The 18292-nt window shown below is 41.8% G+C and carries 20 protein-coding genes; all 20 read left to right on the top strand.

All coding sequences use genetic code 11. The features are described from left to right. The first annotated feature begins 10 nt into the window (after positions 1-10). Complete coding sequence (minD, locus tag D6856_RS11070; protein ID WP_092242749.1) at positions 11-790, top strand: septum site-determining protein MinD; 780 nt, start codon at positions 11-13, stop codon at positions 788-790. A gap of 15 nt (positions 791-805) precedes the next feature. Next, on the top strand, positions 806-1084 hold the full coding sequence (gene minE, locus D6856_RS11065; protein ID WP_120686948.1) for a cell division topological specificity factor MinE: 279 nt from the start codon (positions 806-808) through the stop codon (positions 1082-1084). Positions 1085-1213: 129 nt separating this feature from the next. After that, on the top strand, positions 1214-1666 hold the full coding sequence (locus D6856_RS11060) for a MarR family winged helix-turn-helix transcriptional regulator (RefSeq protein ID WP_120686947.1): 453 nt from the start codon (positions 1214-1216) through the stop codon (positions 1664-1666). A gap of 108 nt (positions 1667-1774) precedes the next feature. Next, on the top strand, positions 1775-2071 hold the full coding sequence (locus tag D6856_RS11055; protein WP_092242744.1) for a metal-sensing transcriptional repressor: 297 nt from the start codon (positions 1775-1777) through the stop codon (positions 2069-2071). Positions 2072-2113: 42 nt separating this feature from the next. Further along, positions 2114-4042 carry an NADH-quinone oxidoreductase subunit 5 family protein gene (locus D6856_RS11050; protein ID WP_243114078.1) on the top strand — a complete coding sequence of 643 codons (1929 nt, stop codon included), beginning with the start codon at positions 2114-2116 and terminating at the stop codon, positions 4040-4042. Further along, positions 4042-4911, top strand: a complete 870-nt coding sequence (locus tag D6856_RS11045; RefSeq protein ID WP_120686946.1) for a respiratory chain complex I subunit 1 family protein — start codon at positions 4042-4044, stop codon at positions 4909-4911. The genes D6856_RS11050 and D6856_RS11045 overlap by 1 nt, the downstream gene beginning before the upstream one ends. A gap of 18 nt (positions 4912-4929) precedes the next feature. Beyond that, positions 4930-5682: an NADH-quinone oxidoreductase subunit B family protein gene (locus tag D6856_RS15475; RefSeq protein ID WP_120686945.1), complete on the top strand. Its 753-nt coding sequence runs from the start codon at positions 4930-4932 to the stop codon at positions 5680-5682. After that, complete coding sequence (locus D6856_RS11035; protein WP_092242732.1) at positions 5682-6014, top strand: NADH-quinone oxidoreductase subunit C; 333 nt, start codon at positions 5682-5684, stop codon at positions 6012-6014. The genes D6856_RS15475 and D6856_RS11035 overlap by 1 nt, the downstream gene beginning before the upstream one ends. A gap of 14 nt (positions 6015-6028) precedes the next feature. Then, a complete protein-coding gene (locus tag D6856_RS11030) occupies positions 6029-7108 on the top strand; it encodes a hydrogenase large subunit (RefSeq protein ID WP_120686944.1) in 1080 nt (359 codons plus the stop codon). A 39-nt stretch (positions 7109-7147) separates the two neighbouring features. After that, positions 7148-7654 carry a 4Fe-4S dicluster domain-containing protein gene (locus tag D6856_RS11025; RefSeq protein ID WP_120686943.1) on the top strand — a complete coding sequence of 169 codons (507 nt, stop codon included), beginning with the start codon at positions 7148-7150 and terminating at the stop codon, positions 7652-7654. Then, positions 7654-9969 (top strand): carbamoyltransferase HypF, encoded by a 2316-nt coding sequence (hypF, locus tag D6856_RS11020; protein ID WP_120686942.1) that lies wholly within the window; start codon positions 7654-7656, stop codon positions 9967-9969. The genes D6856_RS11025 and hypF overlap by 1 nt, the downstream gene beginning before the upstream one ends. Positions 9970-10000: 31 nt before the next feature. Then, a complete protein-coding gene (locus D6856_RS11015; RefSeq protein WP_092242720.1) occupies positions 10001-10219 on the top strand; it encodes a HypC/HybG/HupF family hydrogenase formation chaperone in 219 nt (72 codons plus the stop codon). 1 nt (position 10220) lies between these two features. After that, positions 10221-11267 (top strand): hydrogenase formation protein HypD, encoded by a 1047-nt coding sequence (gene hypD / locus D6856_RS11010; protein WP_120686941.1) that lies wholly within the window; start codon positions 10221-10223, stop codon positions 11265-11267. A gap of 4 nt (positions 11268-11271) precedes the next feature. Then, positions 11272-12282 (top strand): hydrogenase expression/formation protein HypE, encoded by a 1011-nt coding sequence (hypE, locus tag D6856_RS11005; RefSeq protein ID WP_120686940.1) that lies wholly within the window; start codon positions 11272-11274, stop codon positions 12280-12282. Between the two features lie 41 nt (positions 12283-12323). Beyond that, positions 12324-13220, top strand: a complete 897-nt coding sequence (locus D6856_RS11000) for an adaptor protein MecA (protein ID WP_120686939.1) — start codon at positions 12324-12326, stop codon at positions 13218-13220. Positions 13221-13296: 76 nt separating this feature from the next. Next, entirely contained in the window at positions 13297-14016 is a 720-nt protein-coding gene (locus tag D6856_RS10995; protein WP_120686938.1) for a pseudouridine synthase, read from the top strand. A gap of 114 nt (positions 14017-14130) precedes the next feature. Continuing rightward, complete coding sequence (gene ligA, locus D6856_RS10990; RefSeq protein ID WP_199704158.1) at positions 14131-16173, top strand: NAD-dependent DNA ligase LigA; 2043 nt, start codon at positions 14131-14133, stop codon at positions 16171-16173. Further along, complete coding sequence (gene metA, locus D6856_RS10985; RefSeq protein ID WP_120686937.1) at positions 16163-17140, top strand: homoserine O-acetyltransferase MetA; 978 nt, start codon at positions 16163-16165, stop codon at positions 17138-17140. The genes ligA and metA overlap by 11 nt, the downstream gene beginning before the upstream one ends. 135 nt (positions 17141-17275) lie before the next feature. Further along, positions 17276-17755, top strand: coding sequence for a hypothetical protein (locus D6856_RS10980; protein ID WP_120686936.1), 480 nt, complete (start codon positions 17276-17278; stop codon positions 17753-17755). A 146-nt stretch (positions 17756-17901) separates the two neighbouring features. Then, complete coding sequence (locus D6856_RS10975) at positions 17902-18210, top strand: hypothetical protein (protein WP_120686935.1); 309 nt, start codon at positions 17902-17904, stop codon at positions 18208-18210. Positions 18211-18292 lie beyond the last annotated feature (82 nt).

Here is an 18292-nt window from a genome sequence, read left to right as displayed (position 1 = left end):
GGAGGAAAAAATGGGAGAAGTAATAGTAGTAACATCAGGAAAAGGCGGAGTAGGAAAGACAACAAGTACTGCTAATTTGGGTACCGGTCTTGCCAAACTTAATAAAAAAGTAGTTCTCATAGACACTGATATAGGTCTTCGTAACCTCGACGTTGTTATGGGACTTGAGAACAGGATTGTTTATAATCTTGTCGACGTTATAGAAGGTAATTGTAAGATTAAGCAGGCTCTTATAAGGGATAAGAGATATGAGACACTGTTTCTTTTACCCGCTGCTCAGACAAAGGATAAGACAAGCGTAACTCCTGAGCAGATGAAGCAGCTTACCGAGCAGCTTGCTGCTGAATTTGATTATGTTCTTCTTGATTGCCCCGCCGGTATCGAACAGGGCTTTAAGAATGCCATTGCGGGAGCAGACAGAGCACTTGTAGTTACAACACCTGAGGTTTCAGCTGTTCGTGACGCAGATAGAATTATCGGTCTTTTGGAGGCCAACGAGATCAAGAAGACTCAGCTTATCGTTAACAGACTTCGTGCCGAGATGATCAAGAGAGGCGACATGATGTCAGCCGATGATGTCATTGACATTCTTGCCGTTGAACTTATCGGACAGGTTCCCGATGATGAACATATCGTTGTTGCAACCAATAACGGTGAGCCTTTGGTCGGTGACAATTCACTTGCGGGACAGGCTTATATGAATATCTGCCGCAGGATTACCGGAGAACAGGTTCCTTTCCTTGATCTCGAAGCCAAGAAGGGCTTGTTTGGCTGGCTTAAGAAAAAATAAAAAGGAGGCAATATTATGAAATTCTCAGATCTTTTCAAAAAGAAAACTTCAAGTGATATTGCCAAGGATCGTCTTAAGCTTGTACTTGTTTCCGACAGAGCATCATGCTCACCCGAGATTATGGCTAAGATCCGCAGTGATATTATAGAGGTATTATCCAAATACGCTGAGATTGATATGGATGGCATTGACATCAACATTACGCATATTGACGCCGATGAAAACGGCGGAAAATCTGCACCTGCGCTTTATGCCAATATTCCTATCAAGAACATGAATCATAACGTTAAATAAAAATAATGGGCAAGGAAGTAATATTCCTTGTCCATTATTTATTTAAACAGCTTTAAACTAATGAATAATCCTTATTTTGTGGTATAATTGGGATAGTTAAGTTTTTATTATATCTTTCAGGAGACTTTTATGAGCGTAAAAGAAGAAGCATATGAATCATTAAAACTTGGAAATCAGCTTTGTTTCCCTCTTTATGCATGTTCCAAGGAAATCATCAGAAAGTATAAGCCTTTTCTTGACGCTTTGGATCTTACTTATACTCAATACATTGTAATGATGGTAATGTGGGAGAAGAAGAGAGTTAACGTTAAGACTTTAGGTGAGAATCTTTTTCTTGATTCCGGAACTCTTACTCCTGTTCTTAAAAAGCTTGAGAGTAAGGGCTACATTAAGAGAGAACGCTCGGAGAAGGACGAGAGAAATCTCGTGGTTACGCTGACGGATGATGGAGAAGCTCTTAAAGATAAGGCTGTTAATATTCCTCAAAAAGTCGGATCCTGCGTTTGTTTGTCTATGGAAGAATATAAAACTTTATATGATCTCTTGTATAAAATAATTGGTAAAGTCAAAGAAACAGATTGATTTTTTTACCAAATAGAAATACAATTTATACGGTCAATGATGCGTGGTTAGTTTGTTTTTTGAAAAGTCAAAAATTTAACAAATCACGCGTTGTTTATGGAGGTAATTATGAGTTCTCATAATCATAATCATCACCACGACCCGGAAAAGATGAAAGCCATCGTCAACAGGCTGTCCAAGGCAATCGGACACCTTGAATCGGTCAAGAGGATGGTCGAGGACGACAGGGATTGTTCCGAAGTTCTCGTACAGTTGGCAGCTGTACGTTCCGCGCTTAACAACACGGGAAAAGAGATACTTAAAGAACATATAAGTCACTGCCTTGTCCACGCAGTTCAGGAAGGTGATGAAGATGCCATCATAGAACTTAATGATGCCATCGACAAATTTATGAAGACAACATGAGAATAAATCTCATGTAAATTGTATGTGAAAGGGGCGAACACCTTGGCTAATATTATAAACGTAGTTAACTTTCTTATTCTTTTTCCCTTTATTATGGCGATAATAATCGGATTACTTAAGAAAGCAAGTCCGCTTAGAAGTGCTGTTATTATCATAGGCGGATTTACTATTATGGCTGCTGCAATTTATGTTGCTGTTAATGTTCTCTTGTCCGGTAAAATACTCATCGTTTATCTTGAGAACATAGAGCTTTATAATCATATTGTTGTAGCTTTGGAAGTATTTTTGATGGTACTTGTATGTTTCCTTAGTATCAAGTACAAGAAATTTTACGCAATTATTTTTTCGCTTGTCGGAACCATTCCGGTTCTGTGGATGGATCTCACAGGTAGAGCAGTAGAGTACTCTAATCATCTACGTATTGATACTTTTACTGCTGTTATGTATCTGATCGTAGGTGTTGTAGGTATTCTTATCTGTATCTATGCATCAGGTTACATGAAAGACTATCATCACCATCACACAGATGTGCAGGATCGTTCCAATTATTTCCTTGCACTTATGTTTGTGTTCCTTGGAGCGATGTTTGGTCTCATTTCTTCAGACAATCTTGGATTCATCTATTTCTTCTGGGAGATCACAAGTGTTTGTTCATTCCTTATGATCGGTTATACAAGAACCCAGGAAGCTGTAGATAATTCATTCAGAGCTTTATGGATGAACCTTCTCGGAGGCTGTGGATTTGCGGCAGGCCTTATGTATTGCAATATGAATCTCGAAATTGCAAATTTAAGCGACCTTACAGGCATCGCAGCTACTTCTAAATTCGTTATTGTTCCGGTTACACTTTTTGCTTTTGCTGCTCTTACAAAGAGTGCACAATTTCCTTTTTCAAGATGGCTCCTTGGTGCCATGGTTGCACCTACACCTTCAAGTGCGCTTCTTCACTCGGCAACAATGGTTAAGATCGGTGTATATATGCTTATAAGAGTGTCCCCTCTTTTGTACAATACACTTACAGGTATCATGATCACTGTTATCGGTGGATTTACATTCTTTGCAGCGTCTCTTCTTGCTATTACAGTAAGCGATGGCAAGAAAGTTCTTGCTTATTCAACAATTTCAAATCTCGGTCTTATTACAGCCTGTGCCGGAACCGGTACAACAGAGGGTGTTTGGGCCGCTGTTATGCTTGTACTTTTCCATGCTGTTTCCAAGTCACTTCTTTTCCAGACAGTCGGAGATATCGAGAACTGCATGGGAAGCCGTGATATAGAGGATATGCACGGACTTATCATCAAGCTTCCCAGACTTGCATTTATCATGATGATCGGTATCTGCGGTATGTTCATGGCGCCTTTCGGAATGCTTGTTTCCAAGTGGGCTGCTCTTAAGGCATTCGTAGATTCTGGATCTGTATGGCTTGTTATCTTCCTTGTTTTCGGATCAGGAAGTACACTTTTCTACTGGGCTAAGTGGCTTGGTAAGATCTGTACCGTAATTCACCAGTCATTCGAGCTTGAAGACATTACTCCCAGAAGTGAGATGGTATCTATTTTCCCTCTTACTTCACTGATTGTTATCATGTGCTTTGCCTTCCCTTGGATGTCAACCAACATGATACAACCGATTCTGAATGAGTCATTCCAGGAACTGATCGATCCCGTTATCGGTGGAAGTGACGTTATCATCATGATGATCATGGTAACAATGATCTTTATGATCCCCATTGCTTCAAGATTCCTTGCTATCGGTAAGAATTCCAAGATGACAATGTCATATGTAGCCGGTGTTAACGCCGGAGATGACAGACATTATATTGATTCTTTCGGAAAAGAGAGAGCGCTTTATATGTCCAACTGGTATATGGATGAGTTCTTTGGCGAAAAGAAACTTCTTTTCCCTTGTATCATTGTGGCTGCCGTTCTTGTTGCGGTAATGCTTATCATTGTAGTCGGAGGTGCGTTCTGATGACTGTTTCAATTATCATAAAAGCTTTACTTTATGTATTACTTGCACCGTTTATCGGTGGACTTTTATCGGGCGTAGACAGAGTTTTCTCTGCTCGTATGCAGGGTAGACAGGGACCTCCCGTTTTCCAGCCCTTTTACGATGTTTATAAACTTATAAATAAGCAGACCACCGTCGTTAACGGTATCCAGGTTCTTTTTGTAACTGCTTATATGATCTTTACAATATTTACAGGCGCTCTGTTTTTTGCAGGCGGAGATATGCTTTTAGTATTCTTCGCGCTTTCAATGTCAGAGGTCATGATGGTACTTGCCGCTTTTTCAACAAACGGTCCTTACAGTATCATGGGTGCTCAGCGTGAGCTTTTGCAGATGATGTGCTATGAGCCTATGACTCTTCTTGTTGCTATAGGTTTCTACTATGCAAACGGAAGCTTCATGGTAAATGACCTCATTCATGCAGATATGCCTGCAATTGTACAGATCCCCGGTTTCTTTATCGGATTTGTTTTCATCCTTATCATTAAACTTAGGAAGTCACCGTTTGATCTTAGTACATCTCATCATATGCACCAGGAGATGGTAAAAGGTCTTACGACCGATCTTTCGGGTGGCAACCTTGCACGTGTTGAGATAGCAGAATGGTATGACACTGTTCTTATGATGGGTATTGTAGGAATGTTCTTTATCACAAGCAATCCTATCAGTATCTTATGGGCAGTGATCGCATGCTCGATCGTATTTTTCCTTGAGACACTTATTGATAATCTTTTCCCTCGTGTTAAGTACATCACAATGCTCAAGGTTACATGGGCGGTTATCCTTGTATTTGCGGGAACCAACCTGCTGATCCTTAATGTTCTTAAATAATCAAAAGGAGAAAAGCAAATGAAAATATCGAAATCACCATGGGTGTTACATTATGACGGCTCCAGCTGTAACGGCTGCGATATAGAAGTTCTTGCTACAATGACTCCTCTCTATGACGTAGAGAGATTCGGAATTATAAATACAGGTAATCCCAAGCATGCCGATGTCCTTCTTTTGACGGGAGGTGTTAATGCTCAGACTGCACCTGTAATCAGACAGCTCTACAATATGATGCCCGATCCCAAGGTTGTTGTTGCTTGCGGAATCTGCGCCTGCGATGGCGGTATCTTTAAGGAGTGCTATAACATTTTGGGTGGCGCCGATAAGGTGGTTCCGGTTGACGTATATGTACCGGGATGTGCCGTAAGGCCTGAAGCTCTTATCCAGGGTGTTGTAAAGGCTGTTGGAATTCTCGAAGAGAAGAGAAAGAAGTTAAAAGAGTCTATGAAGGCCGGTTACTGTATGGTTGATTACAGTAAGATGGCAGTACATATGACCGCGGATGACTATGATCCCAGCACTCAGTATGATGCTATCCTCACAGAGGAAGCACTCAGAGAGCAAGCTGAGGAGAAGATGAAAGCAACTGCAAAGCCTGCACCTAAGCCGGCAGCTCCCGCTGCGGCACCAAATGCGGCTGCAGCCAATACAAATGCTGCGCCTGCTGCGGCAACAGCTACTGCGACGGCTCCCGCTGCTACAGCAACAGCAACTGCAACGGCTCCCAATGCAAATGCTGCGGATAATTCCGGGAAAGGAGATAACGCATAATGAATACAGAATTCACAGCCGTTAACCCCGGCAGCATTATAGATGAATCACAGAAGCTTAAATTCGCGGGATACCATCTCATGCAGCAGTGTGCTACAAGAATTCCCGATGCTTATGAGCTTATATATACCTTCGGAAAAGGACTTGAAGTTAAGCAGCTCAAGATTACCCTTCCTGAAAACGAAGAGATCTCAAGTATAACAAGTATTTATCCTTGTGCTTTTATATATGAGAACGAGATGCATGATCTTTTCGGCGTGCAGATCAAGATGATCAACATTGACTTTGAAGGTAAACTCTATCGCACAGCGATCGAGACACCGTTTAAATAATTGGAGGAACCAAAATGTCTAACAGAAGTGTAATTCCCTTTGGACCCCAGCATCCGGTTCTTCCGGAGCCGATTCATTTAGACCTTGTTATGGAGGATGAGAAGGTTGTAGAAGCTATTCCTTCCATCGGTTTCATTCACAGAGGTCTTGAGAAGCTGGTAGATAAAAAAGATTTTAACGAGATGGTTTACGTTGCTGAGCGTATCTGCGGTATCTGTTCTCTTGGTCACGGTCTTGGTTATTCTGAGGCTGTTGAGCATATTATGGATATCGAAGTTCCCGCAAGAGCAAGGTATCTTAGGACTATTTGGTCCGAGCTAAGCAGGATTCATTCTCATTTACTTTGGATGGGTCTTCTTGCCGATGCTTTCGGATTTGAGAGCTTGTACATGGACTGCTGGAGACTCAGAGAAGAAGCTCTTGATATGTTCGAAGCTTCTACAGGCGGACGAGTTATCTTTTCCGTTATGAAGATCGGCGGTATCAGAAGAGATGTATCCGATGAGATGCTCAAAGACTTTAATGAGCGTATTTTCAAGATGGAAGAGGATCTTAAGACTATCGCAAGGCCTTTCCTTGAAGATGCGGCGGTTCAGACAAGACTTCGCGGTGTCGGCGTTCTTACTGCAGAGCAGGCCGATGCTCTCGGATGTACCGGACCGTTCCTTAGAGCAAGCGGAATAAGCTGTGATATAAGATCAACAGGTTACTGCGCATACGGTGATATCGATTTTACACCTATCGTAAGCACAGAAGGCGATTCCTATGCTCGTACTAAATGCCGTATTGAAGAGATTTTCCAGGCATTTGATATCATTCATCAGTGTATCGATAAAATGCCTTCAGGAGATATCGAAGTACCCGTTAAGGGAATGCCTAACGGTGAATATATGATGAGAATCGAGCAGCCTCGAGGCGAAGCTCTTTACTATGTAAAGGCTAACGGAACCAAGTTTATCGACAGAATGAGAGTCCGCACACCTACATTTGCAAATCTTTCCGGTCTTGTTGAGATCTTGAAAGGCTGTGATCTTGCGGATGTTCCTATCCTCGTTCTTACGATCGATCCTTGTATCAGCTGCACGGAGAGATAAATAGTATGAGTATTGATATGCTCACAATGGGAGATTATTATGGCACTTATAAGTTTTAAGAAAACTATATTACGTAATCTTTTTTCAAAGCCCTATACGAGAAAGACTGAGAAGGAATTTCCGGAAGGAACAAGAGGACATGTTGAAAACGACATGGATGTGTGTATTCTTTGCGGACTTTGTTCGATCAAATGTCCCACACATGCTATCACTGTAGATAAAGCAGAAAAGACATGGTCAATAAGACCTATGAGCTGCATACAGTGCAGATGCTGTGTAGACAATTGTCCTAAGAAATGCCTTTCAATGGGTACAAGATTCCAGGAGCCGGGCGATGAGAAGGTTACCAAGACCTTTAAACAGTCTGAAAAGGCTATCGCTGCACAGGAAGCACTTATGAAAGCTGCCAAAGAGAGAGCTGCCGCAGCAGCCGCTGCAAAAGCCGCAGCCGCACAGGGTGGAGCGGCACCTGCCACACCTGCGCAGGGAGCACCTGCAGCACCTGCTCAGAACGCACCGCAGAACGCGGAAGAAAAGAAAGATTGATGATAATATCACTTATGATTAAAGGGGCGGTCCAAGGAGTTGGCTATCGCCCCTTTATTGCCAGCTTAGCAACTGAATATCATCTTAAAGGATTAGTAAGAAATATCGGCACTGCAGTTGAAATTCAGGTGACAGGTAACGACAAGGATTTAAATGAGTTTGTAAATGTCGTTAAGACCGAGTACCCTGCAGGTGCTTTTATTTTGGATGTCGAGGAAAAACATATTAAAAAAGATCCTTCTTTTAAGTATGACAGTTTTGTGATTGAGGATAGCATTCCTGTTTCTTTATCAGATGATCTTTCCGTATTTTCACCGGATATCGGTATCTGTGATGATTGCCTTAAGGAGATGCTTGATATTAAGAACAGAAGGTACAGATATCCTCTTATAAGCTGCGCTTCATGCGGCCCCAGGATAAGTATTACTGACCGTTTCCCCTATGACAGAGATACAACAACCATGGATGCTTTTAAAATGTGTCCTGTATGCGAGGCGGAATACAAAGAAGGCAGACGAAGACACGCTCAGACAATTTCCTGTCATGATTGCGGTCCTCAGATACTTCTTGATCACTATGAACTGCGCGGCAGAAATAATCTTTTATCTCACGAGGAAAAGGACAATGCTGTCAGGAAAGTCACCGAAATTCTGCTTCACGGAGATGCCATAGGTCTTAAGGGTATAAGCGGATATCAGCTTCTTTGCCTTCCGACAGACGGCTCGGCAAGGCTGCTAAGGCAGATAAAAGGCAGAGAAAATAAGCCTTTTGCGGTAATGTTTACATCTATAGAACAAATAAAAGAATATGCGCATGTTTCAGCGCTTGAAGAAAAGCTTTTGACTTCCTCATCAAGGCCGATAGTTCTTTTAAATAAAAAGGTTGATTTCGGTGATGAAGTATTAAAGGGGTCCGAATATATCGGAGCGTTTCTTCCATCAGCAGGGATCCATAGACTGATCTGCGATGAGGTTGGCCCTGTTATATGTACAAGTGCCAACAAGTCCGATGCTCCTATGATCATTTCGGATGATGATTTTAGAAAGACGTTCATGCCGCCGTTTGGTGATGAGTATAATTCTCAGATACATGTGCGCGGTATGCTTTATCATAAAAGAGAGATAAATATGGCTCAGGATGACAGCGTCATGTTTGTTATTAAGCATCAAGACGGATCGGAAACAAGCCATTTTATCAGGAGAGCAAGAGGATTTGCGCCTCTCCCTGTTTTGGTAAAAAACATTAAGAATAATACAAAGATACTAGCCATGGGCGGTGATCTTAAGAGCACTTTTTCTTTTGCCCTTAAAGATAAGATAATTTCGTCTCAATATATTGGCGATCTTGAGGATTATTCGGTATTTGAGAATTACAAGGATGTACTTGATAGATATGAGAATCTCTATGAGTTTGAACCTGAAATCATAGTAAGGGATATGCATCCTCTTTATATTTCACATTCATATGCGGAAAAAAGAGCCGACATGGGCATAGAAAAGCTTGAGATACTTGATGTTCAGCATCATCATGCACATGCGCTTTCCGTCATGGCCGAGAATTCGCTTGACAGCTGTATTGGTGTAAGCTTTGACGGTACAGGATACGGAACAGACGGTAATGTCTGGGGCGGAGAATTCCTTATGTGTAACATGACAAAATTTGAGAGGAAAGGGCATCTTTCGTATGTTAAGCTATGCGGAGGAAATACAGCGCCAAAAGATGCGGCTCTGGTTGCGGGCTGCTATGAAGAAGCTCTTGGATACAAGGTTTTAGAAGTTGCGCAAAGGGCAGCGCTTGCAAATAATATAAATACTTTTGAGACTTCAAGTATGGGAAGGTTATTTGACGCCGTCAGTGCGCTGTTAAATATTTGTACGTTTAATTCATATGAAGGAGAATGCGCCGTAATGCTTGAAAAGGCAGCCAGCTCTTTTTCCGGGGATTCATGTCCCGAAATATGCTTCAATATTGAAGAAGACGACGGCGTACTTATAGCAGATCAGCTTTTGCTATATAATGACATTAAAAAGTTTTTGGATTCAAAAGAATTTGATATAAATCAGATCGCATATGCCTTTCATATGGCTGTTGTTAAGCTTATTTTGGATGTGTGCGTAAGGATAAGGAGAGCTTTTGGCGAAAATAAGGTCTGTTTATCCGGTGGAGTGTTCCTAAACAGGATCATCCTAAGAGAGAGTATTCGTGTTTTAAAAGAGAATTCTTTTGATGTATACGTTAATAAGCTTGTTCCCGCAGGAGATGGCGGAATATCTTTGGGACAAGCGTATTATGCGATGATGTATTGTGATAAGTGATTTTTGCTTATCAACATAGAAAGGAAATATTATGTGCGTTGCGATACCCGGAACGGTCATAGCTTTAGAGGGAACCAAAGCCACGGTTGATTTTAGCGGAAATAAGGTTAACGCTGAGGCCGGACTTGTCGATGTGGCCGTGGGAGATAAGGTTTTGGTTCATGCGGGCTGCATAATTCAAAAGATGGATGAACAGCTTGCAAAAGAAACTATGGATCTATTCAAAGAAATTGAGGATTTGATGGTCTGATATGATCGGAGCTGATATAAATGCTATTGCAGAACAACTTAAGAACTATGACGGCGAAGAAGTGAGGATAATGGAGGTTTGCGGAACGCATACGGCCGCCATATCGGAAAACGGCATTCCTTCTATGCTTTCTCCTAAGATCAAGCTGATATCGGGACCGGGGTGCCCTGTTTGCGTTACGGTTACTGCGGTTATCGATAAGCTTGTTGAGCTTTCCATGAGAGAAGATACAGTCGTACTTACTTTTGGCGATCTTATCAGAGTCAAAGGGACGAACAAATCTCTTGCCGATGCAAAAGCTGACGGAGCACATGTCAAAATGGTCTATTCGCCAATGGAAACCGTAACGATGGCTGAAAAAGATCCCGATCACACATATGTATTTGCGGCTATCGGCTTTGAAACAACGGCTCCCGTTTATGCCAATGTACTTAATGAAGCTGTAAACAAGGGACTTGATAACGTAAAGCTGTTAACTTCTCTAAAGACTATGCCACAGGTCATTCGTTGGGTCGTAAATAACGGCGGCGGGATAGATGGCTTTATTGCACCGGGACATGTTGCCGCAATAACCGGAAGCGATATATTTAAGGCGCTTTCAGAGGAGCTTGGTCTTCCGTTTGTAGTATCGGGATTTGAAGGAGAGCAGCTTCTTTTGACTATATATGCGCTTCTTCGCATGAAGGGTAATAAAGGCATTAAAAACCTCTATAAGAGCGTCGTAACCTCGGAAGGTAATATTAAGGCAAAAGAGATGGTTGATAAGTATTTTGAGCCTTCTGATGCCTCCTGGAGGGGTATGGGTAAGATACAAGGTTCAGGACTTGTTCTTAAGAAGGAATATGAAAAATTTGACGCAGGAAGCCGAGATCTTGATGAAGATCACATGCCGCCCGGATGCTCATGTGCATCTGTTCTTGTAGGCAAGATAAAGCCAAGTGATTGTCCGATGTTCGGTAAAATGTGCACTCCTGATAATGCACACGGTGCATGCATGGTTTCCACCGAAGGAAGCTGCTATAACTATTTTGTTTCGGGAAGAAAGTGATGATATGAAAATTACAATGGCTCATGGGAGCGGCGGTGAATCGACATCTGCTCTCATAAAAGACGTTTTTTCCAAATATTTTAAGAATGAGATTCTTGATAAGCTTGAAGATTCGGCTGTTGTATCGGGAAGTTCCAAGATTGCGGTTACTACAGACAGCTTTGTTGTGACACCTCTTGTTTTTCCGGGAGGAGATATCGGAAGGCTTTCCGTTTGCGGAACCGTAAATGATATTTTAATGAGCGGAGCTACTCCCAAATACATTACCTGCGGAGCTGTACTTGAAGAAGGGCTTGATATCGATCTTCTCGACAAGATAATAGCTTCTATGGCCGAAACTGCCAAGGAAGCAGACGTTATTATAGTGACCGGTGACACCAAAGTTATAGAGAACAGAGGTGCTGAGCCCGGGCTTATCATCAATACTTCCGGTATCGGTTTTATCGATGAGACAAAAGAGCCGGTGGGACCCTATAATCTTAAGGGCGGCGATAAGCTTATCATTACCGGGAATCTTGGCGATCACCATGCTGCGATACTTGGTTGCAGGATGGGGATCGAAAATAATATTAAATCGGACTGCGCACCGCTTGGAGATATTGTGGGAAAGCTCAAAGACGCCGATATACGTGTTCATGCCATGAGAGATGTCACAAGAGGCGGCCTCGGTACTGTGTTAAATGAATTTGCTTCAGCTTCTTGCTGTAATATCGAGCTTAGTGAGGAAGCTTTGCCGGTAGAACCGTCCGTTAAAGAGTTCTGCGGTCTTTTGGGACTTGATCCCATGTACATGGGAAACGAAGGTAAGGCTATTATCTCAGTACATAAGGATGATGCCGAAAGAGCACTTTCTCTTATAAAAAGTGCCAAGTATGGTGAAAATGCAGCTATAATCGGAGAGGTTATTAAGTATAACGAACCTGAAGCCGATAATAAAGTTATTCTGAACACAAAGTTAGGCGGGAAGCGCATTATAGGGCTTATGTACGGCGAGGGGCTTCCAAGAATATGCTAATTGTTGTACAATAGCATATAAGAATTCAAATGAGGTAGATAATGGAATTTAAAAGAATAGATAAAGAAACTGTCAAATGTATCATCACGGAAGATGATATGGATGAACAGGGAATTAAATTAGAAGACCTTTTTGAGAAGAAGAAAGAAGCTATGGATTTTCTTCATGATGTTATGAGGAAAGCCCAGGAAGAAGTTGATTACAGACCCACAGGTTCTTTTACACCCATGCAGATAACAGTTCTTCCGGATCATACGATCTCGCTTACACTTTCCGAGAATTCTTCAAGCTCTTTTGCCGATATGCTTAAAACAGTTACTCAGCAAGCCGGTATCAAGATTCCCAAGAATATTCTTGAGGATCTCGGTGATTGTGAGAACGAGGAGCGACTTCAGAGACTTAATGAGTATCTTCAGAGCCTTAAACAGCTCACAAGCTCGGTGAAGAACATTCTCGATAAGGGCAAGAATAACAATAACAAAAATAACAATAACAATAATGATAAGATAACCATCGAATCCAACGCATCTGCCGATGCAAGAAGACAACTTGCCGATCAGATAACGAACAGTGCAAAAGAAAAGTACAATGATATCAGGAAACCTTCCGATAAGGCATTGGAAGATCTTGAAAGACTTAAATTCAGCGAGTATATTTTCTCTTTTGCGGATATCAGAACAGCAATAAGCTTCTGCGTCAAGGCTCCTATGGATCTTAAGATCACAAGTTCCTTGTACAGAGACATTAGGAGCGGCCGTTATTTCCTTTATCTTGAAAGATGTGAGGAAGAAGCCAAGAGATTTGCGGCGCTCTTTACGATGGCTTATGAATTCGGACATTTCTACGCTTCGAATCCTACTGTGATAGCGCACATCAAAGAGACATACGAGTGCCTTATCGGTGAAGATGCACTTTCCAAGCTTTCGACGATTGCTTGATCTTTAATTGGTTTTTATTCAGTCTCAGCATTAATGCTGAGGCTGTTCTTTTATATCACGATCATCAGGTAATAATATGAGATTAAACAGATATATAGCTTCGTGCGGCGTATGCTCCAGAAGAGCCGCGGATAAGCTCATTGAGGAAAAAAGAATAACTGTTAACGGCGTACTTGCTTCATTCGGAACGGAAGTTAATGATGGCGACAAGGTTTTCTTTGACGGAAACGAGATCTCTCTTTCTAAAGAAAGCATTGTTCTTGCTTATTACAAGCCGGTTGGCGTTGTCTGTACCGAAAAAGATAAGCATGCTGCCGAGACGGTAATTGATAATCTGGGCTTTTCAGAGCGCGTAACTTACGCCGGCAGACTGGATAAGGACTCCGAGGGGCTCCTCATAATGAGTAATGACGGGAAACTCATTGAAGCCATGATGAAGAGTGCCAATAAGCATGAAAAAGAGTACGAAGTAGTCGTTGATAAGGATTTAAACGGCGAGATCTTAAATAAGCTTGCCAACGGAGTATATCTTCCTGAACTTGACCGTACCACAAGGGGCTGTAAAGTAAAACGAACCGGAACAAGGTCTTTTAACATTATACTGACTCAGGGGCTTAACAGGCAGATAAGGCGAATGTGCAAGGAAGTTGGGCTTAAAGTCGTAACTCTTAAAAGAATCAGAGTTATGAATGTCCGTCTGAAGGATTATAACCTAAAGCCCGGCAAGTACGTTGAGCTTTCGGCCAAAGAAAAATCGGCATTGTACGAGGCATGTGGCCTAAAAATGCGCAGCTGACCATATTTTTACAAAAGAAATATCGCAACGGGCGTTTTTGCTGGTATAATAGGATTTGATCGCATATTATATTAGGCGATAGATATAAAAGAATATAAATTCGGGGTGTTTGAGATGTCTTTTGATGAAACTAAAATTGATTTGAAAAAAGAGTATGACGAGCTTGTAAAGACCATCAAACATCACATGGATCTTTATTACAATCAGGATGAGCCTGAAATATCCGATTATGAGTACGACATGCTTATGCAGAAGCTTAAGAGGATAGAGAAGGAGAATCCTGATTTTGTTATGCCCGATTCTCCCAGCAAGATTGTTGGAGGTGTCGCTAAGAGAGAAGCCGGAGTTAAGGTTACTCATAACGTACCGATGCTCTCTATCGAAGATGTGTTTAACAAAGAGGATGTCGAAGCCTTTGTTCAAAAAGTACTACTTAAGCATGCGGATGCTTCTTTTTCCGTAGAGCAAAAGATTGACGGACTTAGCATTTCTCTTAGATATAACAAAGACGATTCCGATAACAAGCTACATTTAACGCTTGCCGAAACAAGAGGTGACGGCCTTATCGGCGAGGATGTTACGGCGAATGCGCTTGTTATTCCCGATATTAAGCAGGTTTTGGATCTTCCGTATGATTATCTTGAGCTTAGAGGTGAGGTTTACATGTCTCATGAAGCTTTTGATAAGTTCAATGAACAGCAGGAAAAACTTGGAAAAAAGACAGCGGCCAATCCCAGGAACTTGGCTGCCGGAACGCTAAGACAGCTTGATCCTTCCATAACAAAGGCTCGCGGTCTTAAGATGTTTGTATTTAACGTTCAGGACGGACCGCAGGAACTTAGAAGTTCACATTGTGGCGGACTTGATATACTTGAAAAGGCCGGCGTAAAGACTGTTTTCCATAAGCTTTGCAATAGCGCGGATGAAGTTGTTGCTACGATCGATCTGATTGGAGAGATGAGAGAGGATCTTGAATTTGACCTTGACGGTGCTGTTATTAAGGTCGATCAGGTCGCATACAGAGAGGATTTTCCCGCAGGATCAAAGTATTCAAGCGGACATATTGCATATAAGTATCCTCCCGAAGAGAAGATCATCGTCATGGACGAGATACTTGTTGATGTAGGAAGAACCGGAAAGCTTACGTTTACGGGAAGCTTCCATGACAGAGAGACCGGAAAGCCGGCAAGGCTTTGCGGAACCAGTGTTTCCAGAGCTACATTACACAATCAGGATTATATTACCGAGAATAAAGTTGGCATAGGCGGTGAGTACAAGCTCTATAAGAGCGGAGAGATCATTCCTAAGCTCAACGGCTGTGTCAAGGAGCCTGAATATATATATGAGGCCCCTCGAATGTGCCCTGTATGCGGAAGCCACCTTATAAGAGAAGAAGATACGGCGGATATCAGATGCGTTAATCCTACTTGTCCCGCACAGGTGACAAGAACGATCGCGTATTTCACTTCAAGAGATGCCATGAATATCATGGGACTTGGGGATACGCTTGTTGAAGCGCTTGTTTCCGAAGGATATCTACATGATTATTCCGATATCTATCTTCTTAAAGATCATAGGGATGAGCTTATAGAAAAGGGAATAATCGGTAAGGAAAAGAATACCGATAAGTTGCTTAATGAAATTGAAAAGTCTAAAACCAACGATCCTATAAGGCTTCTTACGGGACTTGCGATACGAAATGTCGGAAAGTCCACTGCAAGAGAGCTTATGAAGCATTTTGACAATCTTATGGATATGTCAAAGGTCACTGTCGACGGATTTTCACAGATTCAGGATATCGGTGAGACAACGGCGGGCGATCTTTATGATTTCTTTCATGATGAAAAGAACCTTGAGATTCTTCATAAGATGCAGGAGCTTGGCCTTAATTTCACAGCCGTAAAGGAAGAAGGTACTTCCGATAAGCTGGCCGGAATGACTATAGTCGTAACAGGAACACTTCCGACGCTCGGCAGAAAAGAAGCAGAAGAGCTTATCGTCAAAAACGGCGGTAAACCATCCGGAAGCGTATCAAAAAAGACGAGCCTTGTTCTTGCCGGTGAAGCTGCGGGAAGTAAACTTACCAAGGCAAATGAGCTTGGGATCAAAGTTATAGATGAAGCTGAATTTATGGAGATGATAAAAGATGCCAATTAAGATACAGAACGATCTTCCCGCAAGGGAAATACTTGAAAAAGAGAATATATTTGTTGTTGATGAGAACAGAGCATGCCATCAGGATATCAGATCCCTTCAGATCTGTATTCTTAACCTGATGCCGCTTAAAGAGGATACCGAACTTCAGCTCCTTCGCTCAATGTCCAACACACCTCTGCAGATTGATGTTTCTTTTATGCAGATGAGCTCGCATCATTCCACTAACACGTCTCCGAACCACCTTAACAGATTCTACAACACATTTGAGGAGTTAAAAGACAGAACGTTCGACGGAATGATAATAACAGGAGCTCCTGTTGAGCAGATGCCTTTTGAAGAGGTTGATTACTGGAAGGAACTATGCGAAGTCTTTGAATGGACGAAGACCAATGTAACTTCTACGTTTCACATCTGCTGGGGAGCACAGGCAGGAATCTATTATCACTACGGAATAGATAAAGAACCACTTAAAGAAAAGAGATTCGGTATTTACGAGCATACCGTTATGAACAGGAAAGTACCGCTTGTTCGAGGCTTTGACGATGTGTTTAAGCTTCCTCATTCAAGACATACCGAGACTCCCGCGGATAAGATCCATGCATGCGACGATCTTGTTGTTCTTGCGGAATCCGAGATCGCAGGAGTATTCCTTTGTATGAATAAATCAGGAAGCCGGATATTTGTGATGGGTCATGCCGAATATGACAGATTAACGCTTGATAAAGAATACAAAAGAGATCTTGAAAAAGGCCTTGATATCAAGATGCCGCTTAATTATTATCCCAATGATAATCCCGATGAGAAGCCCATGCTTCAGTGGAGGAGCCACGCCAATATTCTTTATACAAACTGGCTAAACTACTATGTTTATCAGAACACTCCTTATCAGTGGGGACAAATCCTTGATGAGGAAAAGAGAAAGCTCGCTTCAAAAGGACTTACCAAGAAGCTTCAGACAGAACTATAATGCCCGTATAGACTTGCTTAATGGGCTGTAATAGTTGTAATTGCACTTAAAATAAGTTAAAATATATATGTTAAGTCGTTCATTTTAACCGTCAATCATGCTTCAAAAAGTGCGCAGCACAAAGGAGATAATCGTATGGGTCTTGAAATGGATAATGAAGAGCTTGAAACTAAAACTGAACTTAAGAAAAAACCTACAAAGAAGACCAAAGAAATGTTAGAAGAAAATTCGAAGCAGATTGAAGAGCTTAAGGATGAGCAGGTTAAACTTAACGAGATCCTTGCGGAACTTGATAAGGAAGAAGAGGCTATTGGCTCTCGCTCTGCGCTTAAAATGAAAGTTACTCATAAGAAGTTCGGCAACGGACAGGTTGTTAAGCAGGAAGGCAAGTACATCGAGGTTAAATTCAAAGATGTCGTTAAGAAATTCGTCCTTCCCGGCTGTATCGCCGATAAATACCTGGAAGTTGAGGACGAGGATGTCTATGAGTACTACGTAAAGTGCAACGAGAATCACAAAAAGCGTATGGAGACAGAACTTAAGTTTAAGTCTGCGACATATGCCATTCAGCGTCACGAGGATGCAATCGATAGATTAAACTCAAAATTAAAATGATTGTTAGGATTATTTTCAAGAGCTTATCATTTGATAAGCTCTTTTGTTATGCGGAAAATATTACTATATCTGTTGAATGCATATATTTACTATGTTAAAATGATTAAAAGTTTGTTACATGTTTATAAAAGGAAGGGATATGGGGAATGTCTCAAAATGAAATGTATATCGATAACTTCAGATACACAGGGATCGTTAATGAGATAAAGAATACTGCGGCTTCCTGCAATTTATCGGCAAAGCCGCTTGAAAGCGTAAAAGCTTGGAATAACACGGACGTCGGCAAGAAGATGAAGCCTATCCTCGAGAGCGTTTACGAGGCCGAGGAACTTTATAAGAAGCAGACTACGGAAGCACTCCCGGCGGCACTTTTTGAGCTTAGGGACAGTATATTGGCGACAGATAAGGCAGCAGCCGACAGTGTAAAAGTTGATAACGAAAAAAATGGGGAATAAAAAATGAGCAGTATAGGAGAGATGGAGCGAGAGATACATGAGCTCGAGGAAAAGATAGAGAAATACAATGATATCATCAAGA

Source organism: Butyrivibrio sp. XB500-5 (genome assembly GCF_003625505.1).
Taxonomy (GTDB): Bacteria; Bacillota; Clostridia; order Lachnospirales; family Lachnospiraceae; genus Butyrivibrio.
This window is presented reverse-complemented; position numbering and strand designations above follow the sequence as displayed.

Coding starts and splice junctions, on each gene's coding strand:
- hypF (WP_120686942.1), top strand. CDS start 7,654: ATGATAATATCACTTATGATTAAAGGGGCGGTCCAAGGAGTTGGCTAT.
- D6856_RS11045 (WP_120686946.1), top strand. CDS start 4,042: ATGACTGTTTCAATTATCATAAAAGCTTTACTTTATGTATTACTTGCA.
- D6856_RS10995 (WP_120686938.1), top strand. CDS start 13,297: ATGAGATTAAACAGATATATAGCTTCGTGCGGCGTATGCTCCAGAAGA.
- D6856_RS11035 (WP_092242732.1), top strand. CDS start 5,682: ATGAATACAGAATTCACAGCCGTTAACCCCGGCAGCATTATAGATGAA.
- D6856_RS11060 (WP_120686947.1), top strand. CDS start 1,214: ATGAGCGTAAAAGAAGAAGCATATGAATCATTAAAACTTGGAAATCAG.
- hypE (WP_120686940.1), top strand. CDS start 11,272: ATGAAAATTACAATGGCTCATGGGAGCGGCGGTGAATCGACATCTGCT.
- D6856_RS11025 (WP_120686943.1), top strand. CDS start 7,148: ATGGCACTTATAAGTTTTAAGAAAACTATATTACGTAATCTTTTTTCA.
- minD (WP_092242749.1), top strand. CDS start 11: ATGGGAGAAGTAATAGTAGTAACATCAGGAAAAGGCGGAGTAGGAAAG.
- D6856_RS10975 (WP_120686935.1), top strand. CDS start 17,902: ATGTCTCAAAATGAAATGTATATCGATAACTTCAGATACACAGGGATC.
- minE (WP_120686948.1), top strand. CDS start 806: ATGAAATTCTCAGATCTTTTCAAAAAGAAAACTTCAAGTGATATTGCC.
- D6856_RS11055 (WP_092242744.1), top strand. CDS start 1,775: ATGAGTTCTCATAATCATAATCATCACCACGACCCGGAAAAGATGAAA.
- D6856_RS11030 (WP_120686944.1), top strand. CDS start 6,029: ATGTCTAACAGAAGTGTAATTCCCTTTGGACCCCAGCATCCGGTTCTT.
- D6856_RS10980 (WP_120686936.1), top strand. CDS start 17,276: ATGGGTCTTGAAATGGATAATGAAGAGCTTGAAACTAAAACTGAACTT.
- metA (WP_120686937.1), top strand. CDS start 16,163: ATGCCAATTAAGATACAGAACGATCTTCCCGCAAGGGAAATACTTGAA.
- D6856_RS15475 (WP_120686945.1), top strand. CDS start 4,930: ATGAAAATATCGAAATCACCATGGGTGTTACATTATGACGGCTCCAGC.
- ligA (WP_199704158.1), top strand. CDS start 14,131: ATGTCTTTTGATGAAACTAAAATTGATTTGAAAAAAGAGTATGACGAG.
- D6856_RS11000 (WP_120686939.1), top strand. CDS start 12,324: ATGGAATTTAAAAGAATAGATAAAGAAACTGTCAAATGTATCATCACG.
- D6856_RS11015 (WP_092242720.1), top strand. CDS start 10,001: ATGTGCGTTGCGATACCCGGAACGGTCATAGCTTTAGAGGGAACCAAA.
- hypD (WP_120686941.1), top strand. CDS start 10,221: ATGATCGGAGCTGATATAAATGCTATTGCAGAACAACTTAAGAACTAT.